This window comes from Chryseobacterium sp. CBo1 (assembly GCF_001693475.1).
GTDB lineage: Bacteria > Bacteroidota > Bacteroidia > Flavobacteriales > Weeksellaceae > Chryseobacterium > Chryseobacterium formosense.
This window is the reverse complement of sequence record NZ_MAUH01000001.1, coordinates 98,255-124,316: the sequence shown is the minus strand read 5'-3', so window position 1 is coordinate 124,316 and position 26,062 is coordinate 98,255. Positions and strand designations below refer to the sequence as shown.

The window sequence follows — 26,062 nt, the reverse complement described above, 5'->3', positions numbered from 1 at the left end:
TTAACACATAAGTCACATTAGATTAGTTTTAATACTTGAAAATATTTTAGAACACATCAGTTGAAAATAAAAGATTTTTAATTTTTGTTTACATTTGAATCATTAAAAATTATCATGCAAAATTTACCCCTTATCTTAAAGCCTTCGAAAGTAAAAAGTATCATTCTTATTCTGGTAAGTATCGGTTTTGTTGCTTTAGGAATTTCATTGTTAGAAAAAAATATGCTGATTGCTGTGCTGAACATTGTTTTCTTCGGAATCTGTCTGCTTATTTTTATTATTAATCTCATTCCCGATTCTTCTTATTTGAAAATCGACGAAAGAGGAATCGAGATGAAAAACCTTTTCAGAACTACTTTTATTCCTTGGCAAGCTGTCAGTAGTTTTAGAACAAAGTATATTTTCGTTAATAAAATGGTGGTTTTTGATATCGACCAAAAGCTTTTGGAAAATTCTACCATGAAATCAAAAACAGGTGCTTTTCCTGATACATACGGAATGTCTGCACAAAAACTTGCAGGCCTTCTGAATGAATATAAAGCTAGATTTGAGACAATCTAAATAAAAACTCCGCTGAAAATATTTTCAGCGGAGTTTTTATTTTATCTTACCTGTGGTGCAACTTTTTCACCAAACAGTTCAATAGACTTCATCATCACATCATTTGCAGGATCTCCAACGTCCATGTGACCGATAAATCTTGTAATTCCGAAAATCTCTTTCATATAATTGATTTTATCAGCAACTTCATTGGCATTCCCGATGAATAACGCACCTTCTTTTGCTCTTCCGCCTTCATACTGCATTTTCGTGTAAGGAGACCAACCTCTGGATTTTCCGATTCTATCCATTTGAGATTTATAATTATTAAAATATCCGTCGACAACATTTTGGTCTTCACTTACAAAAGTATGTGAGTGAATCGCAATCTGCATTTCAGATTCAGGGTGACCTGCATTCAGATATTCCTGTTTGTAAAATTCAATTAAATTTTTAAACTGAATTGGCATTCCGCCAATAATAGCAACGACTAAGGGCATTCCCAGTTTTGCAGCACTTAAAACCGATTGCGGAGTTCCACCAACCGCTCTCCAGATGGAAAGTTTTCCGTTGTTTTTTGCTCTCGGATAAACCGTCTGATTCTGCATTGGGGCACGCAATTTACCTGTCCACGAAACGTTTTCTTGTGAATTTATTTTTAATAATAATTCTAATTTCTCATCGAATAATTCTTCGTAATCATTTAAAGAATACCCATACAAAGGAAAAGATTCGATGAAACTTCCACGACCGACAAAAATTTCTGCCCGACCATCCGAAATCAGATCTAATGTTGAAAAATCTTCATACACTTTTACGGGTTCAGACGAACTTAAAACCGTAACCCCACTTGCCAATTTGATATTTTTGGTTACACTTGCCGCTGCAGCCAAAACCATTTCTGGCGAAGAAACTGCATAATCCGCACGATGATGTTCTCCCATTGCAAAAACATCAATCCCGACCTCATCCATCAATTTTACCTGTTCGATGATTTCACGGATTTTTATTCCTGCATCTTTATATTTTCCGGTATTTTGATCGAAACCCAAGTCGCCAAACATTCCTATTCCTAATTCCATATTTTTGTTTTTTAGATAGGACAAAATTAGACGAATGAAAATTCAAAAGCATTGATGAATGATAAGAACGGAAGGAGCTTATTTTTGATTTCCTAAAAGACCAAAAAGTATCTTATCTCTAATCTCATCGGTAATTTCCGATGTAGATTCTATATTTCTTTTAAACCAGAAATAAGAATTATTTAAAGTATGAAGAATAAATCTTGTCGTAAAAGCAGGAGATCTCAGTTCCCAGTTTTGGGCTTCATAAATTTCAGAAATCAGTTGTTCAACTTCCTGCTGATAATTTTTTCTGAGTTCGACAAACTCGGGTAATCTTTCTTCAAGATGCTTCCATTCGTTGGAATAAATATGCGTTACATCGCGGTTTTTCAAAACAACCGATAAATGTTTTTCAATAAATAAATTAAGCTTTTCCTGAGCAGAAACTTTGGTATTTTTTACTTGCTGAAGCTCCTCAAAAAACTCGTTGGCTACTCCGAAACAAATCCATTCAAGAATTTCTTCTTTAGAACGAATATGTGCGTATAAAGATGCCGCTTTGATATTGAGTTTTGTAGCCAAATCTCTCACCGAGCTGCCCATATAACCTTTCTCTTTGAAAAGTTCTACAGCGACTTCGAGTATTTTGATCTGTTTTTCTTTTAGCTCCATCTGGTAAAAGGCAAAAGTAATTATTTTGATTTTAATAATCTGATTTTCATGAGATGATTTAAAACAAAGTTTAAAATGAATAATTTTAATTTTATTTAAACTGACGGTTATTCCACAAATTTTATTTGAATTTAATGAATTCGGAAATTTTGTCTTTATAAAATTGCACCAAAATTGAATATTCCGGAAATTTTGTCCGCTATTTTTAAAAAATCAACAATTGAACACTTTTTGTGATAATCTCTTCGAATTAAATGATTGAATAGATTGAGGACATCAGAAATTAGAAAATCGGATTTAAAAATTAACATTTATTAGACTCTTATGGTCTGAAATCTGATGTCTAAAATCTAAATTTAAACCAAAGATTAAAGAATCAAAAAAACAAAATATGAACTTAAATCAATATACTGTAAAATCACAAGAAGCCATCCAGGCGGCACAACAAGTGGCAATGGAATTTGGCAATCAACAGATTGAACCTCAACATTTACTTGAAGGAATTTTTCAGGTAGATGAAAATATATCGCCTTTCTTATTAAAAAAATCTGAAGCAGATGCTACTTTGGTAAGAGAGCGCAACCGTGAAAATCTTGAAAAACTTCCTAAAGTACAGGGCGGAAATATTTACCTTTCACAATCTGCAAACAAAGTTTTGCTTGATGCTCCCAACATCGCTAAAAAAATGGGTGATGAATTTGTAACGATCGAACATCTTTGGCTTTCATTATTAGAAACCAGTTCAGAAGTTTCAAAAATGCTGAAAGATATGGGCGTCACGAAAAATCTTTTGGAAGGCGGAATTAAAGAATTAAGAAAAGGATCGAAGGCAACTTCTGCAAGTTCAGAAGAAACGTATCAATCCTTAAATAAATATGCTAAAAACTTTAACGAACTTGCTGCAGAAGGTAAACTTGATCCAGTAATCGGTCGTGATGAAGAAATCAGAAGAGTTTTGCAGATTCTTTCGAGAAGAACAAAAAACAATCCGATTCTGATTGGTGAACCCGGAGTTGGTAAAACTGCGATCGCTGAAGGAATTGCGCACAGAATTATCAGCGGAGATATTCCTGAAAATCTGATGGATAAAACTTTGTATTCATTAGATATGGGAGCCTTGATCGCCGGTGCAAAATATAAAGGAGAATTTGAAGAAAGGTTAAAATCCGTTGTTAATGAGGTCATCAAATCAGACGGACAAATTATTCTTTTCATCGACGAAATCCACACATTGGTTGGAGCTGGAGGCGGTGAAGGTGCGATGGATGCCGCGAATATTCTGAAACCAGCTTTAGCAAGAGGAGAATTAAGAGCCATCGGTGCAACGACTTTGAATGAATATCAAAAATATTTTGAAAAAGATAAAGCGTTAGAAAGACGTTTCCAGAAGGTAATGGTGGAAGAACCGGATACCGAATCAGCAATCTCCATTCTTCGTGGAATTAAAGATAAATATGAAGCTCACCACAAAGTAAGAATCAAAGATGAAGCGATTATTGCGGCGGTGGAAATGTCTCAAAGATATATTTCAGACCGATTTTTACCGGATAAAGCGATTGATTTGATTGACGAAGCTTCAGCTAAATTGAGAATGGAAATCAATTCAAAACCGGAAGAACTTGACGTTCTAGACAGAAAATTAATGCAGATGGAAATTGAATTGGCAGCCATTTCAAGAGAAGGAAATCAGACGAAAATCGATCATTTAAAAGAAGATATTTCGAAAATTTCCGAGCAGAGAAATGAAATCAATGCAAAATGGTTGAAGGAAAAACAAAAATCTGAAGATTTAACTCAGATTAAAAAAGATATAGAATCTCTTAAATTAGAAGCAGAAAGAGCTTCGAGAGCAGGAGATTATGCAAAGGTAGCGGAAATTCAGTACGGAAAAATAAAGGAAAAAGAAGATGCTTTGCAAAAACTGGAATTGGAGATGCAAAACCATCAGAATGAATTAATTAAAGAAGAAGTAACTTCTGAGAACATTTCTGAAGTGATTGCAAAATGGACGGGAATTCCTGTTACAAAACTCCTTCAATCCGAAAGAGAAAAATTATTAAATCTTGAAACCGAACTTCATCACAGAGTTGTAGGTCAAGATGAAGCGATTACAGCCGTTGCAGATGCAATCCGAAGAAACAGAGCGGGATTAAGCGATGATAAAAAACCTATTGGTTCATTCTTATTTTTAGGAACAACCGGTGTCGGAAAAACCGAGCTTGCAAAAGCCTTAGCTGAGTTTCTATTCGATGACGAAAACAATATGACAAGAATTGATATGAGTGAATATCAGGAAAGACACAGCGTGTCTAGGCTTGTTGGTGCGCCTCCGGGATATGTGGGTTATGATGAAGGCGGACAATTGACGGAAGCGGTAAGAAGAAGACCTTATTCTGTAGTGCTTTTAGATGAAATTGAAAAAGCGCATCCGGATGTTTTCAATACGCTGTTGCAGGTTTTGGATGATGGTCGTTTGACGGATAATAAAGGTAGAGTCGTGAATTTTAAGAATTCACTCATCATTATGACTTCGAATTTAGGTTCGCACCTTATTCAGGAAAATTTTGAAAATATTACCGATGAAAATCAGGATGAAATCGTCGACAAAACAAAAGATGAGGTCTTTGATTTATTGAAACAGACATTGCGTCCGGAATTCTTAAATAGAATCGATGAGGTCGTATTGTTCCAGCCTTTAAGAAAAAAAGAAATCGGAAAAATTGTAACCTATCAGTTGAGAGGATTCAATGATATGCTGGCAAAACGAAATATCATTATGACTGCAACTCAAGACGCTGTAGATTATCTGATGAATAAAGGATACGATCCTGCTTTCGGGGCAAGACCGTTGAAGAGAGTTATTCAACAGGAAGTTTTAAATAAATTATCAAGAGAAATTTTAGCAGGAAAAGTAAATGACGGTGACAGAATCACTTTAGATTATTTCGAAGAAACAGGTTTAGTTTTCAGACCTGCAGAACAATAAGTAGTTTTTTTCATATATTATTTTTATGAATAGGTGTTGTAGAATAATCTGCAACACCTATTCTATTTATACAATCCGTAAATACACGGTTTTTTTCATCGGAAAAACACGATGTTGTGATGTAACATTTTTTTCAGAAATTTGCTTCCTAACTGAAACCTATTAGCATGAAAAGTGAATCAAAAGAAAACGGAAGAGAAAAAACTCCACCGATGATAAGTTTGCTACCCACCACTTTGATCCAGAGTTTAGTAGACAACTATCACAACAACCAGCTGAGTTTTATTAATGAAAATCTAAGTATTGAAGATGCAAATTCCATCTGGTTTGATCTTCCCACACTGAAAAGCTTCATTGAAGATATTGAAGAACAAGCCGCCATAATAGATCCTACTGTAACAGATGCAGATCTGGGAATAAGATTTTACTATGCAGCCTACCCTGAGTTTCCGGAAGCGCCGGTACCTTCAGATTATGCTCTAAGACATACTTTAGTAATGATTCCTACAAAAAAAGAAGACGGTCTGAACTACGATTTCAATCCATGTGAAGAAGAAGGAAAATCATTGGCAATAAGGCCTGTTATGGCACTGGCTCAAAATCACGGCAGCTTGGTTCCGCCAGATACATCAACTGTAGAGACTTATTAACATATTTTAGATGACTGACTTTCAAATGTTATTACAGAGTGGTATGAGATTAAGCGAAGGCATTGCTGCGCTGCTATCAATTTTGTACTACAAAAAAATTAAAGCAACCCATTATCGTTACTTTTCGTTTTTTCTCATTATTATTTTTTGTTGCGAAATATTCGGAAAATATGGTGGAGAATATATTTCGTATCCGAAAAATCTGTTTTACAATTATTTTGTAATTCCTTTAGAATTTATATTCCTTTATTGGTTGTATGCATATCAGTCGCTTAAAAAGAAATACTTATTCTGGGGATTTTCGCTGATGTTTGCTTTGGCTTATATTCCAAACGAACTTTATTTTCTAAAGAATAAGCATATTTTTTCATTTAATTACACATTTGGTAGTCTCCTTCTGATGTTTTTAGTAATAATGGAATATTACAAGCAGATTAACTCTGATAATATCCTGAATTTTGCCAAAAACAGAATGTTTTATATCAATCTTGGAGTAACTTTGTTTTATATTGGAACATTACCATTTTGGGCATTTTACTTCCAGTTGCTGGAGCATAGACCTATATGGAATCTTTATTTCAGCTATTTTCTGATGTCTGGAATTGTGATGTACCTGTTATTTGCAAGCTCTTTTATATGGGGAAAACAGAATTATTCTTAACCATTACACTGTTCAATGCTTTTTTTGCAATGTTTATCATTGCTGTAACCATTTATGTTCGAAAATACAAGCAACGAAAAATGGAATATCTGAGTGAAATTCAGCTTAAAAATGAAATTCATCAAAAAGAACTTTTGGCAACACAACTCGAAATTCAGCAAGCAACAATGCAGCAGATCGGGCGTGAACTTCACGACAATATCGGGCAGAAATTAACCTTAGCGAGCCTTTATACACAACAATTACTGTATGAAAATAAGGTTACAGAAGAAAGTGAAAGGATAGATCAGGTTTCGCAAATTATCAATCAATCGTTGCAGGATTTGAGAAGTCTTTCTAAAACATTGACGGATGACAACATCAACCAGAAAGAAATTGTAACTTTAATTCAGGAAGAAGTAGACAATGCCAATATTCTGAAAAAATGCAAGATTCATTTTGAGCATAATTTTGATAATCTTGATCTGGATTTTGTTCACAAAAATGTTTTGCTGCGAATCACACAGGAATTTATTCAGAACAGCATTAAGCATTCGCAATGCGAAAACATTCTGATTACACTCAATACTTCTGAGGAAAACCTTTGGGAACTCAAAATAAAAGACGACGGAATTGGGTTTAATATAGATAACACCCTGTCAAATGGCATCGGTCTTACCAATATGAAAAACAGAGCCGCCATCATCGGAGCAGAATTTAGCCTGAAAAGTTTTGAAAATAAAGGAACTTCTATTGAAATCAAGTTAAAGAAACCACTATGAAAAAGACCATTTTAATTGTTGACGACCATATACTTATTGCCAAAGCGCTTCAGGGAATCATTGATAACTTCACAGGTTTTGAGGTCATTGATGTTGCGGAAAACGGTAAAGACCTCATCGAAAAATTTGAAAGTGGCGGCAAAATTCCCGATATAATTCTTCTCGACATCAGTATGCCGGTAATGGATGGTTTCGAAACGGCTTTATGGTTGAAAAATAATTATCCCGAAATCAAAGTAATGGCTCTCAGTATGCAGGGTGACGACAACAGTGTCATCAAAATGATTAAAAACGGAGCAAAGGGTTATCTTCTGAAAAACACCCATCCAAAAGATCTGGAAACGGCTCTTTCAAAGCTAAGCAGTGATGGTTTTTTTTATCCGGAATGGGCTTCTAAAATTATTTTTTCGAACATCAATAGTGATAAGACAAACGAAAAAGCAATAAAAATTTCAGAAAGAGAAAAAGAATTTCTTACCTATACTGTTACCGAACTCAGCTACAAAGAAATTGCAGAGAAAATGTGCTGCAGCCCGAGAACAGTTGAAAGCTACAGAGATCAGCTTTGTGAAAAGTTTGAACTGAAAACAAGGGTCGGTTTAGCTGTTTTTGCCATAAAAAATGGTTTTGCAGAATCTTAGATAACGTTTTTTTCAATCCTGAATATAAATTTCATATTTATAAGCATAAAAAAAGAAGCTTTTCAGCTTCTTTTTTATTTAGAAAATAATAGTCTTATTTAATACTTATCAATTCCACATCAAAAATAATAGTAGAACCCGGAGGAATTGCAGCACCTGCTCCACGGTCTCCGTAAGCAAGATCTGAAGGAATATAGAATCTGTATTTAGAACCTTTGCTCATCAGCTGAATACCTTCTGTCCAACCCTTTATTACGCTACCAAGATTAATATCCATTGGGTTACCCCCGTTTTTATCGGTAGAATCGAAGACAGTTCCGTCCAAAAGTTTTCCGGTATATTTCACCTGTACTACATCTGTTGCTTTAGGTTTTGTTTTGCCGTCACCTTCCTGTAAAACTTCATACTGCAAACCTATAGCGGTAGTTTTTACTTTAGGATTTGTTTTGTTTTTTGTAAGAAAATCCAGCCCTTTTTTCTTATTTCCGTCTGCCTGTGCTAAAGCTTCAGATTGTTTTTTCTCATTTTGCTTCTGCATAAATTCCTGCATGAAAGTATTCATTTCTTCAGCCGGCATCAGTTTCTTTGTTCCTGCCATCTCTTCTTTAATAGCCTGAGCCAAAAGATCTGCATCTACTTTGAAACCTTCCTGTTTCATATTCTGAGCGATATTCAGACCGATATAATACGAAGCTTTTTGGTCATCAGTATATTTGCTGTCGCTCTTCCCTTCATTTTTCTGAGCGCAAGAAACGCTAAATATTGCCATGCAGAATAATGCAATAGTCTGTTTTTTCATTTGATAATTTTATAATTTATTATTAACGAATTTAATTATTGCTGCAAATCTATCATTAATTGCAGAAACTTTCCCGTTGTTAAAAAAAATTCTATTAAATTTCATCAAAAATTAAACTGATTATCATTAATAATTACTTTAAAAATTGGTTTTAAATCTAAATTTTGTCCGAAATAACCTATAATCTCTACTATTTTTTTTCTAATCTAAAGCTTCTTTAAATAATTTTTAAAACTGCAGTTCTGTCAAAACAGGAAAATGGTCTGAAGGATACAGCAGATTTTCTCTTCTGTCGTTGATGTGTCTGTGAGATTTTATTTTAAAACCTTTCACAAAAATATAGTCGATTCTTTCTTTTGGAACTTCGGTTACGTTGAAACCGGTGAACGTTGCAACAGGGCCGTAATGCTTAGTTTCTGATTTATAAAATGTGTCATCCAAATTTTTTGAAAGAATCTGTACTGGTTCTGTATCTTCCGTTAAATTGAAATCACCTGTTAAAGTCATTGGTAAGTTTTTCGGGTTCAATTCTTTCGCTTTTTCAAGAATTAAATCGGATGATTTTACTCTCGCCACATTTCCGATGTGGTCAAAATGAATATTCATCGCTAAAAATTCCTTCTTCGATTTTTTATCTTTAAAAATTGCCCACGAACAGATTCTGTTCAAAGCAGCATCCCAACCTTTTGATGGTTTTTCGGGTGTTTCAGACAACCAAAACGTTCCTGATTTTACGATTTGTAGTTTTTCTGTATCATAAAATATGGCAGAAAATTCTCCTTTTTCTTTTCCGTCTTCACGACCAACTCCTACGTAATCGTAATTTTTCAATCCGTTTTTAATATCTTTCATCTGTTCGGGAAGTGCTTCCTGAACCCCGAAATAATCAGGATGATAATACGTTAAAAGATCGAGTGCATCTTGTTTTCTGTTCGTCCATGAGTTTTCTTTGTCAGAATCTACATTGAGTCTGATGTTGAACGACATTACTTTTAAATTCTGAGAAAAGCTCCACGCAAAAACAAGCATTAACAAAGCTGAAAATCTGAAATTCATTAGGGTTTAATTTTAATTGAATACAAAAATAAAACTTCTCTTTTACAGAGAAGCTTTATTGTGATGATTATATTGTTAAATAATTTTCGAATTATACAGTTTAAACTTAATTTCATTTTAAAAAAAAGAGATAAAATATATTCTTTTTTTTACCGCATAAGATTCAAAAGAAAAAATTGGAAATAGAGAAATTCAAAAGTATGCAAAATATAAAAGCAAAGGTTTATAATTGTTTTGCTAGCTTTTGAATTCCTATAACAAATTAAAATCTTTTGAATCTTTTGCGGTAAAAAACGATAATGTATTAAACTTAATTCGACTTTTTCGCTTTAATCATAGCTTCCAAAGCATCCCACATTTCCTGCGGGATATCTTCGAGCATATTAAATTCTCCTGCTCCCTGAAGCCATTCTCCACCATCAATTGTCACAACTTCACCATTCATATAAGCTGAATAATCAGAAACGAGATACGCCGCAAGATTTGCCAATTCCTGATGTTCTCCTACCCTTCTCAACGGAACTTTTTTTCTCATATCAAATTTTTCCTGCAAATCTCCCGGAAGCAATCTGTCCCAAGCTCCTTTTGTTGGGAAAGGTCCCGGAGCAATAGCGTTAAAGCGGATTCCGTACTTCGCCCATTCAACTGCTAAAGATCTTGTCATCGCCAAAACACCTGCTTTTGCACAGGCAGAAGGAACAACATAAGCAGAACCCGTCCAAGCATACGTTGTAACAATATTTAAAACTGTTCCAGGAGTTTTAGAATCAATCCAATGTTTTCCGATGGAAAGTGTGCAGTTTTTTGTCCCTTTTAGAACAATATCTAATATAGAATCAAACGCAGAATGTGTTAATCTTTCGGTTGGTGAAATAAAATTTCCGGCTGCATTATTAAGTAAAATATCAATTTTTCCGAATTCTTTTATGGTAGCTTCTTTCATGGCTTCGACCTCATCCCAGTTTCTTACATCACAAGCAACGCAAAAGACTTTTCCGCCTGTTTCCGCCTCCAATTCTTTCGCAGTAACCTGAAGTTTTTCTAAATTTCTGGAAGTAATCACCACTTTTGCACCGAGTTCAAGAAAATATTTGGTCATTGCTTTTCCCAATCCGCTTCCGCCACCCGTTACAATAGCAACTTTATCTTTCAGAGCGTCTTCACGCAACATTGGCTGTGTATAAAGATTCATAATTTTATTTTTTCTTAAAAAAGATTAATATAGCCCAAAGCGGCTAATAAAGAGTAGTTTACAAGAGTGGAAAACACTATCGGTAACGATTTAGTAATGGTGCTTAATGCACTCGCTTTAATTTGATTACCTTGTAAATCATTAATGCAAATCTACTAAATAATTGGGTAAGGTATATTATTACTTTGCCCTTTTTTGTTCCCTATCCATAAATAAAAATTCCCCCATAGGGGGTAATCTGTGATATTGGTTTCATTATTATTTCCAAATTTTGGCATGTTAACAATAGTTCCAACTCTGAACAAATAGTGAGAACCTCTAAAAGACTATGCTATGGAAATCGTGTTGAATAAAATATTAGTGCAAATTGAGCATCAGGAAGATAAACTTTCTTCTCAAATGATGCAGATGTCGGAAGAGGCTTATCAAATGACCTTATTTCTAAAGAAAATGCTATGCGAAATAAAATCCCAAATCTTACGGGATGGATTTGCAAATGAGCAACAAGAGATTGATTTTTTCAAGAACATTAAACCAAACATCCTAGGGAAGCTTATTTACTATAACAAAGTCTTCCGCATCGAAACAACCTGCCCCGTGAGCAATGGCAAAATACATCAAAGCTATTACGAAAATCTATTAAAAGGTCTCAAATTAAAATATAAAGAAAGTATTTGCAATGAAGATTTTTACAGGTATTATCGTGCTGGCAGAACAGACCGTGACCACAGTTATTTCAAGCTCGGACAAATCAACTATCATGATGGTTTAAAGAGTACCGTATTTGAAATTGATCTCAGCTTTTCAACATATTTTGATAACAAAATAGCCCACATTGTAGCGAATGAGCTACTTTATACCTATGTGCTTACTAAAGTAAATCCAGAAGAAAATCCCGATACGATTTTGCAGAATTTGGATGCTAACAAAGATATTTCGTGGACAAATTCACAAAATGCACTTATCGAACTGATATACGCCCTATATGCTTCAAATTCTATTGCACACGGAAAAGTAGGCATCCGTAAATTAGCTTTGATTTTTCAGGTGTTATTCCGAACTCCCTTAAACGATATACATCACTCTTTCCACCGAATGAAAACAAGGGCAGGTTCCCGAACGGCATTTTTAGACCAGCTTAAAGCTTCATTAGAGGAATATATGGACAAAGACCTTTAACCACATCAACAAAGCAGTTTACAAGCAGTACACAAAATGTGCTGCTTTTTCTTTGCCCATATCTGCCAATTGGCAAACAGTACCAAAATGCTATTGAAAAATATCTCAAATATTTCAAAACTCTTATTATACAAGTGTTTTCTGAGATTGTGAAAATTTTCAAAAAACCGACAAACCAATGGGTAGAGATTGGCAGACAAACATTACCACCTTTCACAATTTTGCATAGTGAACATTAAATACTGTGCAATGAAAATAATAACTATTGAAGAAGAAGCATGGCAACAGCTCAACAGCCGTATCAACGCCATTGCAGACTATCTAAAAAGACAGGAAGACAAAAGTTATGATGACCTATGGCTCAATAACCACGAGATATGCCAATACCTGCACATCAGTGAAAAGACCTTATGGCGTATGCGTACCAAAGGCGAGATAGCTTATTCAAAAATCTACGGTCAGTATTTCTACACCATTGGGGCTATTAAGAATATGCTTAACGCCAATGCTGTACAGAGCAGTGACGAGTATGTGCAGGAGCTTATGGCAAAAGGTAAAAGCTATATCGAGAAAGGCAGAAAGCTAAAGGCTGATAAAAAAACAGGTATGAACCCTTAAAAGTATATCCTTATGAATATTGACAGAATGGAATTTTTGGCTTGGATGGAGCGGCTGATGGATCGCCTCGATATGCTGGGCGACAATATAGATGAATTGCAAAAGAAACGAAACAGCATAGACGGTGAAGAACTCCTCGATAATCAGGATCTACTTCAAATGCTGAAAATCAGCCCTCGTTCCCTGCAACGGTATCGCTCCATTGGAAAACTTCCCTATTACACAATAAGCGGAAAACTGTATTATAAGTTGTCCGATGTGCATCAGTTTATCCGGGAAAGTTTTAATCCTCCTACAACTAAACTGAACGCCAGTAAGTGACAAACACTGCCTTTGAGTGCCAATTAGTGCAATGCAGTGAACACTTCCTTTACTTTCGACATCGAACTTTAAAATTTTTTAGATTATGAGTGAAGAAACCACAAACAAACAGGATATGCCCGAACAGCTTTCGGATATATTGCTAGTGCTGGATAAAGAGAAAATGAAAATCCAAGCCGTAAAAAGCATCGACGAAAACGGAAAAATGGAAACCGTTGATCCCACAAAGAAAAACCAAAACCAATTTATGCGTGTGGACAAAAGCGGTGATTTTTTTTCCAACTTCTTCTCCAACTTCTTCAGCCAGTTAAAGAACCCTACAAACTTTACTTTCTTCAAAGTGCCTGCACCTGTTGCTGTTGAGAAAGCACAGGAAATGCAAAAACAAGTGGATAAGCCAACTCCAGAAGGCGAAAAAGTAATGAAAGAACAGCAGATAAAAACAGAACCTTCACAAGATAAAAAACAAGAAAATAAAAATGATATGGCAACAACACAAACAACAACACCGGAAGCCAGCGAATACCGCTACAAACCGGAACAGATTGATTGGGACACTATGACCAATCTTGGATTAAGCAAGGAATACCTTGAAAAGAGAAATCTACTTGAACCTTTATTGAAAGGTTATAAAACCAATGAACTCCTACCGATTGGTGTTAACCTCGGCGGTACTATCCTCCGAACGGATGCCCGCTTGTCTTTACAGCAAGCAGAAGACGGGAAAGTTGTGGTGGGAATACACGGCATAAAAAAAGAACCCAACCTGCATTTTGAATTTTTCGGACATAAGTTTACTGATGAGGACAAGAAAAACCTGCTCGAAACGGGCAATATGGGGCGTGTGGTTAATCTGGTCAATTCAAAAACAGGCGACCTAATACCATCCATTATCAGTATAGATAGGTTGACAAACGATGTAATTGCATTACGAACGGATTTCATAAAAATTCCTGATGAAATTAAGGGTGTAAAACTGAATGATGTACAAAAACAAACTTTAATGGAGGGAAAACCGCTAAAGTTAGAGGGTATGATTTCCACGAAAGGAACGGAATTTTCAGCAACGGTACAGTTCAATGCAGACAAACGCTATGTGGAGTTCCTTTTTGACCGTAGTAACTCCAACAGGCAAACGCAAAGCAATGGGCAGAACAATCAACAAACCAACCAACAAAGCCAGCCGCAGGAAGCTCCAAAAACATTCAGAGGCAAAGAATTGACCGATGAGCAGCACAAGGATTTCAAAGCCGGGCAAACCGTCTATATTGACGGATTGAGGGATAAAAAAGGGCAACCGTATCAGGGTTATATCACTTTCAATGCAGAAACAGGAAAAACGAACTTCCAATTTCCAAGCCAAGTTAAAGCACAGGCAAAACCTGCCGAAGCTCATAAAACGCAAACTGCCGTCAATTCGGAGGGCAAGACCAACGAAGCGACCAAAAATATCAATGAGCCTTTGAGGTCGGGGCAACAAAGACCGAAAAACAAACAACAGCAGGAGCAACAGGAAAAGCCACAAGCTCCTGCAAAATCCAAAGGCAGAAAAATGTAAAATATGAAAACAATAATTGCAGAAAAACCAAGCGTAGCAAGAGAAATAGCCGGACTTGTGGGAGCATCCGATAAAAAGGACGGCTACTTGACAGGTAACGGCTATTTTGTTACGTGGGCATTCGGTCATTTAATCGGATTGGGAATGCCCGAAGATTACGGCATTTCGGGGTTTGACAAAACAGCTTTGCCAATACTCCCAAACCCGTTTTTGCTGACCGTCCGAAAGGTCAAAAAAGACAAAGGTTATACAGCGGATACGGGTGCATTAAAGCAACTGAAAGTCATCGAACAGCTTTTTAACCGTAGTAACAGCATCATTGTAGCCACCGATGCAGGACGTGAGGGCGAACTCATTTTCAGGTACATTTATGAATACCTAAAATGCAACAAGCCTTTTGAGCGGCTTTGGATTAGTTCGCTTACCGAAAAAGCCATTAAGCAGGGGTTTGATAATCTCAAAGACGGAAAAGAATTTGATGGATTGTATCAGGCGGCACAAGGCAGAAGCCGTGCCGATTGGCTCGTGGGCATCAATGCTACACAGGCGTTGAGCATAGCCGCAGGAAATGGCATTTATTCGCTCGGAAGAGTGCAAACGCCTACACTGGTTTTGATATGCAAACGCTATTTGGAAAATAAAAATTTCTCGGTAAAGAAATACTGGCAGATACAGTTATCGCACAACAAAGAACTGATAGATTTTAAAAGCATTTCCAAAACCAAATGGGAAGACCAAAAACTTGCCGATGATACGCTGAAATCCGTTCAGCGAAGTAAAACGGCAACGGTTACATCGGTGGAAACCAAAAGCATTATAGAGCAACCGCCTCTATTGTTCGACCTTACTGGCTTGCAAAAAGAAGCCAACAAAAAGCTGAACCTTTCTGCGGAAGAAACGCTCAATATTGCCCAAAGCCTTTACGAAAAGAAGTTTATCACATACCCACGCACCGGAAGCAAGTACATTCCTGAAGATGTGTGGGCAGAAATCCCCAACCTCGTAAGGGCTTTGCAGGACAGCGAAACCTGCAAGCAAGCCGTAGGGAAATTGAAATGGGGACGGTTCAATAAACGTATTGTAAACGATTTGCGTGTTACCGACCACCACGGATTATTGATTACTGATAAAATCCCATCAGCCCTGAACGCAAAGGAAAACTCCGTTTATGATATGATTGCCTTTCGATTGCTCGAAGCCCTTTCACAAGCCTGCATCAAAGAGATAACCGATGTAGGTTTACAAGCGTTGCATTATGATTTTACAGTAAAGGGTTGTAAGGTTATCGAAGCAGGCTGGCGTTCCATCAAAGGCAGTTTCTCCGATGATGATACCGAACCTGTACAGGATTTGCCCGAAATAAAAAAAGGCGATGAACTTAAAATAAAAGAAGCCTCCGTTTTGGAAAAGAAAACGAAACCGCCTGTATTATATACCGAAGCAGGGCTTTTGTCGGCTATGGAAAGTGCAGGAAAGGAAATCGAAAATGAAGACGAACGGAAAGCCTTGCAAAATATCGGTATTGGCACTCCGGCTACAAGAGCCGCAATAATTGAAACCTTGTTTACCCGCAATTATATCCAACGGGAAAAGAAATCCTTAATCCCTACCGAAAAAGGATTGCAGGTGTACGAATTGGTCAAAGACCGTAAAATTGCGGATGTGGCAATGACCGCCGAATGGGAATTGGCTTTGCAAAAAATCGAAAATAACGAAACAGATGCAGAGGCATTTCAAAAAGAAATGGAAACTTACGCCTCATCTATTACCAATGAATTGTTACAAGCTTCCATTGCCCAAAACAACCTGCCTAAATTGGTTTGCCCGAAATGCAAAAGCCAGCAACTCATTATCCGTGATAAAATAGTGAAGTGTCCTGATGAAGTTTGTAATTGGGTACAGTTCCGCAATGTGTGTGGCGTACAAATCGGCTTAGCCGATATTGAAAACCTTGTCAATAAAAAGAAAACTTCACTTATCAAAGGAATGAAAAGCAAAGCCGGAAAGAAATTCGATGCTTATATCGTGTTGAATGAGGATTGCAAAACCTCTTTTGAGTTTGCCAAAAATAAAAGCTACAAAAAGTAATGGAAAATAAGCCTACCATTAGCACAAAGGAAATCAGAAATCTGATTTATTCCATACGTGGAAGGCAAGTGATGCTGGATAGCGACCTCGCTTCCTTATATCAAGTGGAAACAAAAAACCTCAACAAAGCCGTAAAAAGAAATATTGAAAGGTTTCCCGTTTCTTTTTGCTTTCAACTGACCGAAGAGGAAGTTGAAAACTTGAGGTTCCAAATTGGAACCTCAAGTTTAAGCTACGGTGGAAGACGGTATTTGCCCTATGTTTTTACTGAACAAGGGGTCGCAATGGCTTCTGCCATACTCCGCTCAGATATAGCGGTTAAAGTCAGTGTTGAAATTATGGAAGCCTTTGTAGAAATGCGAAAAATGCTCATCAGCAATGCTTCGCTGTTCCATCGTTTGGACAATATAGAACTGAAACAATTACAAGCCGACCAAAAATTTGAGGAAATATTTAAGGCTCTTGAAAGCGACAAGCTCCACGCCGAAAAAGGTATTTTCTACAATGGGCAGGTATTTGATGCCTATACCTTTGTTTCCGATATTATCCGAAGTGCCAAAAGCTCCATTACCCTGCTTGATAATTATGTGGACGATACGGTGCTGACCTTATTGGGAAAACGCAATACCAATGTAACCGCTACTATCTACACAAAAAGCATCAGCAATCAGTTACGGTTAGACCTGCAACGCTACAATAGTCAATATCCGTCTATCGAAGTAGAGATTTTCTCCGATGCACACGACCGATTTTTGATTATTGACAGTACGGAACTGTACCATATCGGAGCATCACTGAAAGACCTGGGCAAAAAATGGTTTGCCTTTTCGAGAATGGATATTGAAATCGGTAGGATGCTTCAAATTTTAAACAAGTGAAAAATAAACCCCTCTGAAATTTCGGAGGGGTTAGTTTATAAGGTCTAATAAGTCAACGCAAGCCCTACACCAAAACCCATATCGCTATCGTAGTGAGTACGAATACCAATGTTTTTATTGATAATATACCTAAGCTCTCCCATAAATTCCTTATCGGTGTTGACCATAAAACCACCTCTTAATCTTTTTGAGATAGGAATATCCTCACGCATCAACGACAATCGTACAATTCCATCGTGATATACTTCTGCCTGAAAATTAACCAGCATTGGCAAAGTGTACATAAAACCTAAACTTAAAGCTCTACGTGTATCTTTTTCATTCTTTTGCCCGAACAGGTTCTTCTCTTGTTCGTCTATTCCCATTCTTCGGTAGCGCCAGTCAAAGCCTATAAACGGCATAAACCATTGCATTTTACCGATATATCTTCCCAAATGCGTTTCCACTTCGTAACCGTGCATATCATTGTAGCCTAAACGCCATTCTGTACCTAAACTCCATCTTGCATTTTGAAACATTGCTTCGCCATCGTTTCCATTGGTTGCAAAATCATTCTGTGCCATAAAGTGCGGCATATTGCTTTCTCTCTGCAATTTATTGTAGGCTTGTTTTTTGTTGGGCAAATATGGATTTTGATAATCGTCAACAGCAAATACCCTATTCATCCCCGACATCATATGATAAAGGATGTGGCAGTGGAAAAACCAATCTCCTTCTTCATTAGCTAAAAACTCAATAGTATCTGTTTCCATCGGCATAATATCCAAAACATTTTTGAGTGGTGATTTTTCGCCTTTACCGTTGATTACCCTGAAATCGAAACCGTGCAGGTGCATCGGGTGGCGCATCATTGAGTTGTTATATATGGTAATTCGTAAAATTTCTCCTTTTTTTACGGGTATTTTATCGGTTTCAGAAAGTATTTTATTATCCATACTCCATACATATCGGTTCATATTTCCCGTAAGGGTAAACTTCAATTCTTTGACCGGAGCATCTTTAGGAAGTTCTGTATTGTAAGGAGATTGTAACATTGCATAATTCAGTGTTTTTATTTCTCCCAAAGCATTTGCATTGTAACGGTTGGGGTCATTATCCATATTCATATTGTGCCCGCTATGGTCTTCTTTAGGTTTAGCCTCTCCAGTAATTTCGGGATACATTACCACATTCATATCCATTTGGTTCAGGCTCATTTTCATACCCATATCATCCAAATCGCCGTTCATCTTCATCATATCGTTCATCATCTTCATCCCCTCAAAATATTTCAATCTTGGGAGCGGCGATATTAACTGTTTGACGCCATTGCCTACAAAATAGCTTGCCGATTGTGTTCGGTCTTCGGTTGTGGCTAAAAACTCGTAGGCAACTCCATCGTCAGGAATTGTTACCACTATATCATAAGTTTCGGAAACCGCAATGATTAATCTATCTACTTCTACTGGCTCTACATCATTCCCATCATTGGCTACTACTGTAATTTTACCGCCTGCATATCGTAACCAAAAATAGGATGATGCTCCGCCGTTTGACACTCTTAATCTTACTTTATCTCCCGCTTTTAGTGTTTTGCCATCAACTGTTTTTAAATCGGTAGTATGATTTCCGTTGATTAATATTTTGTCATAATACACATCGCTTACGTCCATTGCCAACATCCGTTTCCATTCGTTGGTCAATTTGGTTTTGAAATGCCCCTCCCTGATTGCTTCCGCGTAGGACTGTGTAGCGTTCTTTTTTATCGCAGCCCAATCATTGGCATTATGCAACATGCGGTTAATGTTATCGGGATTTAGGTTTGTCCATTCGCTTAAAATGATGGGTACGGTCGGCAAATCATCAATTCCTTTTCTAAAGGTTTTATCGTCATTACGTTTTTTCATTACAAAACTGCCATACATTCCAATTTGCTCCTGCAAACCTGAATGGGAATGATACCAATGCGTTCCGTGTTGGATAATCGGAAAACGATAGGTATAAGTTGTACCTGCCTTAATAGGTTTTTGTGTCAGCCACGGCACACCATCTTCTTTATTAGGTAGGAACACACCGTGCCAATGGAGCGAGGTACTTTCTTTTAATTGGTTATGGACTACTATTTCGGCTGTATCGCCTTCTGTGAAAGTAAGTGTAGGCATTGGTATTTGTCCATTTACGGCAATAGCTCTTTTTTCTTTGCCTGCATAGTTTACAAGCGTATCTTTTACATACAGCTCATATCTCACTACTTTTTGTGCAAAAACGGATTGCGAACACAGCAGTATAAATACCGCTTGCAACAATCTCCTTTTACTATTTATGGGTATATTCATTTTGATATTTTATTAATGAAACTTATTCCTGTTCTTTTAGCCAGTCGGTTAATGTTTTGATTTGCTCGTCATTCAGTTTTGCATCTTTGTGCATCAGTGTATATGAGGACAGGGGCATTTGCTTCGTTTCTATTTGTTCTTTGATTGAGTTTAATAATCTTTCTTGTTTCCTATTTGAGTATGTACCCCATTCATTGAAATTCAAATCTTCTTTTGCGTTTTTGATATGGCTCTCTACCAATGCTCTTGCGGGCTGTATGTAATCGTACCAAACATAGTTGGTATTGTTGCTATGGCAATCGTAGCAAGAGGTTTGAAACATCGCTTTTACTTGAACAGGCATTTTATAGAATTGGGTAAAATCTGTTGTGTAAACCTGCCCTTTATCTACATTAAGGGCAGGCTGATAAAATTGAATTGCAATAAAAATAAACAGCACTATTGCTAATATTATCTTTAATACTCTGTTCATTTTAAAATTCTTTTTTTACAGAACCGCAGGTAAGCATCTGACTACCGTAATACGGATTTTTTATTGCTTTAGCTTCGCTAATCCAAACTGCACCTTTGCCATCATTGTACATTGGGCAATAGTCCTGATATAATTTTTGAGTTGTTCCAAACAATGCGATAAGGTCGGAAACGTCTTTACTTAACGATGCTAAATGCTCTCTCTGGTGGTCTATTTTACCAGCATTGTCGCCAATGTGTTCTGCATTTTCCTTAGCATTTTCGAAAACATCCATAAACTCCTTATGCTTGCTGGCAGGTATGGTTTTCATATCCACCTTCTTTAAAGTAGCAAAAAGTTGTTTTCCAGCATTTGCAGCTGCTTTATCATTATCAGCAACGAGTGCATTTTTCAAAGCCAAATAATCCTTAATTATCGGTGTGATTGTAAAGTTTTGTGCTTGTTCCTTTACAGTGGACTTTTCCTCTTTCTGAGAAGACATATCTGTTGAAGTAACAGTAGCTACAGTATCATTTTGTACCGCTGATGATAAATCCTTAGTTTCTGATACTCCGGTGCTATCATTAGCCTGTTGGGTGCTATTTTTATTGGAAGACTGATTGCACGAAACTGTTATTGTTGCAACCGTTGCCAATGCGATGATGGAGAAAAATATATTTTTCATTTTAATGCTATTTAATGTTATTAAAGAAATTTTTGTTGTTTACTTGTTTTCAAATTCTTTCAGCTTTCGCTTCATAAATTCGATTTCCTTTGCTTGTGTTTCGAGTATGTTTTTTTGTAGCTCAATTAATTCGGGATCGGTAAGCTTAGCTTTTTCGGACATTAATACCGCTGCTGCGTGATGCGGTATCATCCCTTTTACAAATTGCTTATCGCCCACATTTATTTGCTCCCTAATGCCAAACCACGAGAAGATACCAATCGCAAGAGAAACTGTAATTACAGCCCAATTGATTTTTTTGTTTTGATACATTCCTTTCATTATCAATAATTCAATAATCAACATTGCTGAAACCATTAGCAGCGTCATATATAAATTGTTGATGTTTGGGATAAGATTATTCAATCCGTCAATCATAGCATACATAATAAAATACATAGCTACAAACATTGCAACAGCCATTACAGCAAAGCGTTTGTACATTGCCAAAGAATGATTGGAATTATTTTCTTCACTCTTGTGGGTATGTTGCATTCCGTGTTGGTTTTCATACTTTCCATAACAATTGCTTTTTATTTGTTATTTAATAGTTTCTTGTACACTGCCACAAGTAAGCATTTGAGAACCGTAATATGGATTTTTAACTGCTTCTTCTTTGCTTAACCAATTTGCACCTTTACCATTGTTATACATTGGGCAATGCTGATAGTAAACAGGTGTTTCTTGTTTTGATGCCTTAACTAATTCGTACATATTCTTGGAAAGCAAAGCGAATGTTTCTCTTTGTTTTGCAACATCTTTAGAAGTGGAAATTTTTTCGGCATTTACTGTCAAGTCTTTCATTACTTTCATCCAAGTTGTATGTTCGTCAGTAGAAAGTTTTGCCATTTCTACCGCTTTGATAGCTTTTGCCAATTCGGCAGCTTTTGCCGATGAAGTACCTGCATCAGTTTTTACCAAAGCATCTTTCACTGAAAAATAATTGTCGAAAACGGCTTTAAGTTGTGTTGCATTTTGCGTTTCAGCGGTATTTTTTTTAGCCATATCGCTTTGGTTATGGTTGGCGTGTTCATTTTTCATATGCATACCCGCATCATTAGATTTTGCGACTGGCTTTAATTCTCTGCTGTACTGGCAACATCCAGGAAGTTTAGCATAAACATCATCAGGTGCTAAAAATTTTTCGCTATCGTAACCAGCCAAAGCAATTCGTTTCAATATTTCATCCTGATTTGTTTTTTTATCATCATAGTTGAGCGTAGCCATTTTGGTATCTTTATTCCATTCTACACTGGCTACCTTATTCACGTTTCCTGCTTTTTCGATAGTGGCTTTACACATACCGCAATTGCCGTAAATTTTTACGGTTTCTGTTTTCGCATTCTTGATTTGTGCGAAACTGTTTACTGATGATAGTAATACGCCAATTACCATCACTATTTTTGATAATGATTTCATTTTGAAAATTTTTAATTTAGTAAGATAAACAAAGATTGTGCGAAAACTAAATAGCTTTCGACAAGACATACCTGTGGCTAACAAGCCACCGTTTTAGCTTATTTTAGGCGGTTGCCAAATGGAAGAGTAGCCCGAAGAATAGTTGGCTTGTTTAAACCCGAATTTTTGCTTTTTAGTTTCGGCAAAAGGGGTTGTTATTTTTAAATCTATTGGTATTTGTAAACTAACAGAAGATGAAGAAGTACTACATCCACAAGAGCCGTGTTTACAATTGCCGTCGCAGTCGTGACCATCCTTACATTTTTTACAGGACTTGTCCTTGCAAATGTCTTTATGTTGAGATTTTTCAGATTTTTCTTTTGAGCAACTTTTTTGTTCTGTCTTAGCTGTTTTTTTTGCACAAGCATAGCTTATGCTTGGCATTAGGAAAAAGCCCAAACACAATAAGATGACAAAGCTGATATGTTTACTCAAATTTTTCAACACTACAAAATTATGAAATTATTTCTTTTAACTGCTATATTTTGCACTTTCTTAAATCTTCAACCTAAATTATATACTGCACTCTATAAGTTTTTTAGCGATTTCCGTTCCCTTGAAAGGGATACCTATTTAATTACTACCTTCAAATATTTCAAATGAAAATAATTAGATAGGCATCCCAAATAGAAAGTTATTTTATAGTCAGAGGCTCTATTTTAAAACCTGCTTTTTGTATCGTTTCGATAACTTGTTCCTCTGTAATTCCCGTCGATTTTACGGTCAATACCTTGTCTTTATTAGTTGTGTCCACTTCCCAATGGCAAATGCCATCAGCATTGTCTAAATGCGGTTTTACAGATGCTACACATCCGCCACAATTAATATTTGTTTTGAATTGAAGATTTTTATTTTCCATTTTTTTACTTTTTTAGAATGTTATTTATTGATACAAATTTCGGTACGATACCATTCTGTATTATTGCGGAATTTCTTATTTGATTTGTGAGATTTACTGTTTTACTTTTTCCATTTCAACCGCAGGCTGTTAGTTACTACGCTCACGCTACTCAATGCCATTGCTGCACCTGCAATCATCGGGTTTAATAGGAAACCGTTTATCGGATAGAGAATACCTGCCGCAATGGGAATACCTATTAAATTATAAATAAATGCCCAAAACAGATTTTGCTTAATGGTGGCTACGGTTTGTTTTGACAATTTTATTGCCTGCGGTATTTTAGTCAGGTCTGATGAAATGATGGTCATTTTGGCGACGTCCATTGCAATGTCCGAACCTTTGCCCATTGCTATACTCACATCGGCTGTTGCCAAAGCGGTACTGTCATTGATACCGTCCCCAACCATTGCCACTACTTTACCTTTACTTTGTAACTCTTTTACAAAATCGGCTTTGTGCTGTGGCAATACTTCTGCTTTGTAATGCTTAATGCCTGTTTGCTCTGCAATGGCTTTGGCAGTAGCTTCATTATCTCCGGTTAGCATATACAGGTCGATGCCCATATCCTGCATTTCTTTGATAGCCTGTACAGATGTTTCTTTAATCTTGTCTGATATGGCTAATACGGAAAGTGCCTGTTTGCTGTCGGCAAACCAAATAACAGTTTTCGATTGTTTGCCCCATTCATCGGCTTGATTTTGTAATTGTTCCGCAATACTGATATTGTTTTCTGCCAATAGTTTTTTATTGCCTACAAAATAGGTTTCGTTATTATGATTGGCTTTTGCTCCTTTACCTGTGATACTGTCAAATTGTGTTAAAGTTGTGGTTGTTGCTCCATCTAAGTGTTTTACCACCGCTTCTGCCAATGGGTGTTCCGATTGTTTTTCGATGCTTAATAAAATGTCTTTGGTCGCATCATCATTATTCAGCCATTGAACGCCTGTTACCTCTGGTTTTCCCTCTGTAATTGTTCCTGTTTTATCTAAAATAATGGCATCAACTTTTTTCGCTAATTCCAAACTTTCGGCATCTTTTATCAAAATACCTTTTTCAGCACCTTTGCCAACGCCAACCATTATAGCCGTAGGTGTAGCCAATCCCAAAGCACAAGGACAGGCAATAACCAATACCGTAACGGCTGCCAATAGCCCCTGAACAATTCCGTTATCGCCTCCTAAAACAAACCATAGGATAAATGTGAGAATGGCAATCCCTATCACAACCGGAACAAAGATACCAGCAATCTTATCTACCAATTTCTGTACAGGTGCTTTGCTTCCTTGTGCGTCCTGCACCATTTTGATGATATGGGCAAGCATTGTTTCTTTTCCTACTTTAACCGCTTTAAACTGGAAACTTCCTTTTTGGTTAATAGTTCCTGCAAATACTTTTTCGTTTTCGTTTTTCAATACAGGTACAGGTTCTCCGCTCAACATACTTTCATCAACGTAGGAACTACCCGAAGTTACCATACCGTCCACCGCAATTTTTTCGCCCGGCTTTACAAGAATAACATCGTCTGCATTTACTTCTTCAATAGCGGTCTGTTTTTCTGTTCCATCCGCTTGTATCACGATGACAGTTTTCGGCTGCAACCCCATTAACTTTTTAATAGCTGAAGAGGTATTGCCTTTGGCTTTTTCTTCCAACAGTTTCCCTAACAGGATGAATGCAATAATAACCGCCGCTGCTTCAAAATATACGTGGGCGTGTAATCCTCTTTGATGCCAAAAGTCGGCAAACAACATATTGAATACACTGAACAGATAGGCGATACCTGTACTCAATGCTACCAATGTATCCATATTGGCTGAACGGTGTTTTGTCTGCTTCCATGCATTGATAAAAAAATCCCTGCCCAACCACAATACAACAGGTGTAGAAAATGACCACATAATTTCGTTGGCATAAGGCATATCCATAAAAAACATACCTATCACTACTACCGGAAGAGAAAGTATAACCGCCCAAATGGTTTTAGTTTTTAGTTTTTGAAATTTTTGAGTGTGGATGGCTTCTAATGTTTCCTGCTGATTGGTTTCATCTTCAATCAACAAATCGTAACCGATGGACTGAACTGCTTTTTTCAGTTTGGCAGCATCGGTCATATTGGGAAGATACTCAACGGTAAGATTTCCCGTGGCAAAGTTTACAGAAGCGTTTACTACACCTGGTTCGTATTTAACGATGCTTTCAGCACTGCCCGCACAAGAAGCACAGGTCATACCCAAAACAGGAAAGGTGTTTTTTACAGTAGAAACGCCATAACCCAAATCTTTAATTACTTTTACCGCTTCGCCTACAACTTCTGTATTATTTACTGTAATGGCTGCCCTGCGATTATTCAGTTCTACTTTGTGGGTTTCTATGCCTTTTACCTGTGCCAATCCTTTTTCAACGATTAATGCACAATGCTCGCTTTCTACATCTTCCAACGGAAGATAGATGATTTCTTTATTTTTATTTGTTGCCATTTTCGCTTGCTTTAATTAACAATACAAAATTGGCGATAATATGGATGGGAATTATTGTGGAATTATGGAATG

The 26,062-nt window shown here is 36.7% G+C and carries 25 protein-coding genes; 12 read left to right on the top strand and 13 right to left on the bottom strand.

The features are described from left to right. Window positions 1–114 precede the first annotated feature (114 nt). The gene (locus BA768_RS00660; RefSeq protein WP_065719308.1) at window positions 115–561 is read left to right on the top strand and encodes a PH domain-containing protein; all 447 of its coding nucleotides are present in this window, start codon (window positions 115–117) and stop codon (window positions 559–561) included. Between the two features lie 41 nt (window positions 562–602). Here BA768_RS00660 and BA768_RS00655 read toward each other — a convergent pair whose 3' ends face one another. Together BA768_RS00655 and BA768_RS00650 are read right to left on the bottom strand one after the other, a co-directional pair. Beyond that, window positions 603–1,622, bottom strand: a complete 1,020-nt coding sequence (locus BA768_RS00655) for an LLM class flavin-dependent oxidoreductase (protein WP_034678165.1) — start codon at window positions 1,620–1,622, stop codon at window positions 603–605. Between the two features lie 78 nt (window positions 1,623–1,700). Further along, window positions 1,701–2,276 carry a TetR/AcrR family transcriptional regulator gene (locus tag BA768_RS00650; RefSeq protein ID WP_065719307.1) on the bottom strand — a complete coding sequence of 192 codons (576 nt, stop codon included), beginning with the start codon at window positions 2,274–2,276 and terminating at the stop codon, window positions 1,701–1,703. A 391-nt stretch (window positions 2,277–2,667) separates the two neighbouring features. On the opposite strand from BA768_RS00650, the gene clpB reads away from it, so the two are divergent. From clpB to BA768_RS00625, 5 genes are all read left to right on the top strand, one after another. After that, a complete protein-coding gene (clpB, locus tag BA768_RS00645) occupies window positions 2,668–5,262 on the top strand; it encodes an ATP-dependent chaperone ClpB (RefSeq protein WP_065719306.1) in 2,595 nt (864 codons plus the stop codon). Window positions 5,263–5,429: 167 nt separating this feature from the next. Continuing rightward, entirely contained in the window at window positions 5,430–5,912 is a 483-nt protein-coding gene (locus tag BA768_RS00640) for a hypothetical protein (protein WP_065719305.1), read from the top strand. A 10-nt stretch (window positions 5,913–5,922) separates the two neighbouring features. Next, window positions 5,923–6,573, top strand: a complete 651-nt coding sequence (locus BA768_RS00635; protein ID WP_034678160.1) for a hypothetical protein — start codon at window positions 5,923–5,925, stop codon at window positions 6,571–6,573. Continuing rightward, window positions 6,549–7,334: a sensor histidine kinase gene (locus BA768_RS00630; RefSeq protein WP_065719304.1), complete on the top strand. Its 786-nt coding sequence runs from the start codon at window positions 6,549–6,551 to the stop codon at window positions 7,332–7,334. Before BA768_RS00635 ends, BA768_RS00630 begins: the two co-directional genes overlap by 25 nt. After that, complete coding sequence (locus tag BA768_RS00625; RefSeq protein WP_034678158.1) at window positions 7,331–7,975, top strand: response regulator transcription factor; 645 nt, start codon at window positions 7,331–7,333, stop codon at window positions 7,973–7,975. Before BA768_RS00630 ends, BA768_RS00625 begins: the two co-directional genes overlap by 4 nt. A 94-nt stretch (window positions 7,976–8,069) precedes the next feature. On the opposite strand, the gene BA768_RS00620 is transcribed toward BA768_RS00625, so the two are convergent. From BA768_RS00620 to BA768_RS00610, 3 genes are all read right to left on the bottom strand, one after another. Continuing rightward, the gene (locus BA768_RS00620) at window positions 8,070–8,774 is read right to left on the bottom strand and encodes an FKBP-type peptidyl-prolyl cis-trans isomerase (protein ID WP_065719303.1); all 705 of its coding nucleotides are present in this window, start codon (window positions 8,772–8,774) and stop codon (window positions 8,070–8,072) included. A gap of 228 nt (window positions 8,775–9,002) precedes the next feature. Further along, window positions 9,003–9,830 (bottom strand): endonuclease/exonuclease/phosphatase family protein, encoded by an 828-nt coding sequence (locus tag BA768_RS00615; RefSeq protein WP_065719302.1) that lies wholly within the window; start codon window positions 9,828–9,830, stop codon window positions 9,003–9,005. Window positions 9,831–10,140: 310 nt separating this feature from the next. Further along, window positions 10,141–11,022, bottom strand: coding sequence for an SDR family oxidoreductase (locus BA768_RS00610; RefSeq protein ID WP_034678146.1), 882 nt, complete (start codon window positions 11,020–11,022; stop codon window positions 10,141–10,143). A 333-nt stretch (window positions 11,023–11,355) separates the two neighbouring features. Here BA768_RS00610 and BA768_RS00605 point away from each other — a divergent pair, with 333 nt between their 5' ends. The 6 genes from BA768_RS00605 to BA768_RS00580 all read left to right on the top strand — a co-directional run bounded on the left by BA768_RS00605 (window position 11,356) and on the right by BA768_RS00580 (window position 17,664). After that, a complete protein-coding gene (locus tag BA768_RS00605; protein WP_065719301.1) occupies window positions 11,356–12,201 on the top strand; it encodes an RteC domain-containing protein in 846 nt (281 codons plus the stop codon). Between the two features lie 249 nt (window positions 12,202–12,450). Beyond that, window positions 12,451–12,819, top strand: coding sequence for a helix-turn-helix domain-containing protein (locus tag BA768_RS00600; protein WP_065719300.1), 369 nt, complete (start codon window positions 12,451–12,453; stop codon window positions 12,817–12,819). A gap of 12 nt (window positions 12,820–12,831) precedes the next feature. Further along, window positions 12,832–13,140, top strand: coding sequence for a helix-turn-helix domain-containing protein (locus tag BA768_RS00595; protein WP_065719299.1), 309 nt, complete (start codon window positions 12,832–12,834; stop codon window positions 13,138–13,140). 85 nt (window positions 13,141–13,225) lie between these two features. Continuing rightward, window positions 13,226–14,698: a DUF3945 domain-containing protein gene (locus tag BA768_RS00590; protein ID WP_065719298.1), complete on the top strand. Its 1,473-nt coding sequence runs from the start codon at window positions 13,226–13,228 to the stop codon at window positions 14,696–14,698. 3 nt (window positions 14,699–14,701) lie between these two features. Next, a complete protein-coding gene (locus tag BA768_RS00585; RefSeq protein ID WP_028298779.1) occupies window positions 14,702–16,786 on the top strand; it encodes a type IA DNA topoisomerase in 2,085 nt (694 codons plus the stop codon). Beyond that, window positions 16,786–17,664 (top strand): ORF6N domain-containing protein, encoded by an 879-nt coding sequence (locus tag BA768_RS00580; protein WP_026706432.1) that lies wholly within the window; start codon window positions 16,786–16,788, stop codon window positions 17,662–17,664. The genes BA768_RS00585 and BA768_RS00580 overlap by 1 nt, the downstream gene beginning before the upstream one ends. Before the next feature lie 44 nt (window positions 17,665–17,708). Here BA768_RS00580 and BA768_RS00575 read toward each other — a convergent pair whose 3' ends face one another. The 8 genes from BA768_RS00575 to BA768_RS00540 all read right to left on the bottom strand — a co-directional run bounded on the left by BA768_RS00575 (window position 17,709) and on the right by BA768_RS00540 (window position 25,990). Next, window positions 17,709–19,979, bottom strand: coding sequence for a multicopper oxidase family protein (locus tag BA768_RS00575; RefSeq protein ID WP_065719297.1), 2,271 nt, complete (start codon window positions 19,977–19,979; stop codon window positions 17,709–17,711). A gap of 22 nt (window positions 19,980–20,001) precedes the next feature. Continuing rightward, complete coding sequence (locus tag BA768_RS00570) at window positions 20,002–20,451, bottom strand: heme-binding domain-containing protein (protein ID WP_065719296.1); 450 nt, start codon at window positions 20,449–20,451, stop codon at window positions 20,002–20,004. Window position 20,452: 1 nt separating this feature from the next. Then, window positions 20,453–21,115 (bottom strand): DUF3347 domain-containing protein, encoded by a 663-nt coding sequence (locus BA768_RS00565; RefSeq protein ID WP_065719295.1) that lies wholly within the window; start codon window positions 21,113–21,115, stop codon window positions 20,453–20,455. 39 nt (window positions 21,116–21,154) lie between these two features. Further along, a complete protein-coding gene (locus BA768_RS00560) occupies window positions 21,155–21,649 on the bottom strand; it encodes a DUF305 domain-containing protein (protein WP_065719294.1) in 495 nt (164 codons plus the stop codon). Window positions 21,650–21,694: 45 nt separating this feature from the next. Beyond that, window positions 21,695–22,573 carry a DUF3347 domain-containing protein gene (locus BA768_RS00555; protein ID WP_065719293.1) on the bottom strand — a complete coding sequence of 293 codons (879 nt, stop codon included), beginning with the start codon at window positions 22,571–22,573 and terminating at the stop codon, window positions 21,695–21,697. Between the two features lie 93 nt (window positions 22,574–22,666). Continuing rightward, window positions 22,667–23,047: a hypothetical protein gene (locus BA768_RS21170; protein ID WP_165601759.1), complete on the bottom strand. Its 381-nt coding sequence runs from the start codon at window positions 23,045–23,047 to the stop codon at window positions 22,667–22,669. 199 nt (window positions 23,048–23,246) lie between these two features. Beyond that, window positions 23,247–23,471, bottom strand: coding sequence for a heavy-metal-associated domain-containing protein (locus tag BA768_RS00545; protein WP_065719291.1), 225 nt, complete (start codon window positions 23,469–23,471; stop codon window positions 23,247–23,249). A gap of 101 nt (window positions 23,472–23,572) precedes the next feature. Further along, a complete protein-coding gene (locus BA768_RS00540) occupies window positions 23,573–25,990 on the bottom strand; it encodes a heavy metal translocating P-type ATPase (RefSeq protein WP_065719290.1) in 2,418 nt (805 codons plus the stop codon). Window positions 25,991–26,062 lie beyond the last annotated feature (72 nt).

Excerpts from the sequence above, each read along its gene's own strand:
- BA768_RS00660 (WP_065719308.1), top strand. The coding sequence starts at position 115 with ATGCAAAATTTACCCCTTATCTTAAAGCCTTCGAAAGTAAAAAGTATC.
- BA768_RS00655 (WP_034678165.1), bottom strand. The coding sequence starts at position 1,622 with ATGGAATTAGGAATAGGAATGTTTGGCGACTTGGGTTTCGATCAAAAT.
- BA768_RS00650 (WP_065719307.1), bottom strand. The coding sequence starts at position 2,276 with ATGGAGCTAAAAGAAAAACAGATCAAAATACTCGAAGTCGCTGTAGAA.
- clpB (WP_065719306.1), top strand. The coding sequence starts at position 2,668 with ATGAACTTAAATCAATATACTGTAAAATCACAAGAAGCCATCCAGGCG.
- BA768_RS00640 (WP_065719305.1), top strand. The coding sequence starts at position 5,430 with ATGAAAAGTGAATCAAAAGAAAACGGAAGAGAAAAAACTCCACCGATG.
- BA768_RS00635 (WP_034678160.1), top strand. The coding sequence starts at position 5,923 with ATGACTGACTTTCAAATGTTATTACAGAGTGGTATGAGATTAAGCGAA.
- BA768_RS00630 (WP_065719304.1), top strand. The coding sequence starts at position 6,549 with ATGGGGAAAACAGAATTATTCTTAACCATTACACTGTTCAATGCTTTT.
- BA768_RS00625 (WP_034678158.1), top strand. The coding sequence starts at position 7,331 with ATGAAAAAGACCATTTTAATTGTTGACGACCATATACTTATTGCCAAA.
- BA768_RS00620 (WP_065719303.1), bottom strand. The coding sequence starts at position 8,774 with ATGAAAAAACAGACTATTGCATTATTCTGCATGGCAATATTTAGCGTT.
- BA768_RS00615 (WP_065719302.1), bottom strand. The coding sequence starts at position 9,830 with ATGAATTTCAGATTTTCAGCTTTGTTAATGCTTGTTTTTGCGTGGAGC.
- BA768_RS00610 (WP_034678146.1), bottom strand. The coding sequence starts at position 11,022 with ATGAATCTTTATACACAGCCAATGTTGCGTGAAGACGCTCTGAAAGAT.
- BA768_RS00605 (WP_065719301.1), top strand. The coding sequence starts at position 11,356 with ATGGAAATCGTGTTGAATAAAATATTAGTGCAAATTGAGCATCAGGAA.
- BA768_RS00600 (WP_065719300.1), top strand. The coding sequence starts at position 12,451 with ATGAAAATAATAACTATTGAAGAAGAAGCATGGCAACAGCTCAACAGC.
- BA768_RS00595 (WP_065719299.1), top strand. The coding sequence starts at position 12,832 with ATGAATATTGACAGAATGGAATTTTTGGCTTGGATGGAGCGGCTGATG.
- BA768_RS00590 (WP_065719298.1), top strand. The coding sequence starts at position 13,226 with ATGAGTGAAGAAACCACAAACAAACAGGATATGCCCGAACAGCTTTCG.
- BA768_RS00585 (WP_028298779.1), top strand. The coding sequence starts at position 14,702 with ATGAAAACAATAATTGCAGAAAAACCAAGCGTAGCAAGAGAAATAGCC.
- BA768_RS00580 (WP_026706432.1), top strand. The coding sequence starts at position 16,786 with ATGGAAAATAAGCCTACCATTAGCACAAAGGAAATCAGAAATCTGATT.
- BA768_RS00575 (WP_065719297.1), bottom strand. The coding sequence starts at position 19,979 with ATGAATATACCCATAAATAGTAAAAGGAGATTGTTGCAAGCGGTATTT.
- BA768_RS00570 (WP_065719296.1), bottom strand. The coding sequence starts at position 20,451 with ATGAACAGAGTATTAAAGATAATATTAGCAATAGTGCTGTTTATTTTT.
- BA768_RS00565 (WP_065719295.1), bottom strand. The coding sequence starts at position 21,115 with ATGAAAAATATATTTTTCTCCATCATCGCATTGGCAACGGTTGCAACA.
- BA768_RS00560 (WP_065719294.1), bottom strand. The coding sequence starts at position 21,649 with ATGCAACATACCCACAAGAGTGAAGAAAATAATTCCAATCATTCTTTG.
- BA768_RS00555 (WP_065719293.1), bottom strand. The coding sequence starts at position 22,573 with ATGAAATCATTATCAAAAATAGTGATGGTAATTGGCGTATTACTATCA.
- BA768_RS00545 (WP_065719291.1), bottom strand. The coding sequence starts at position 23,471 with ATGGAAAATAAAAATCTTCAATTCAAAACAAATATTAATTGTGGCGGA.
- BA768_RS00540 (WP_065719290.1), bottom strand. The coding sequence starts at position 25,990 with ATGGCAACAAATAAAAATAAAGAAATCATCTATCTTCCGTTGGAAGAT.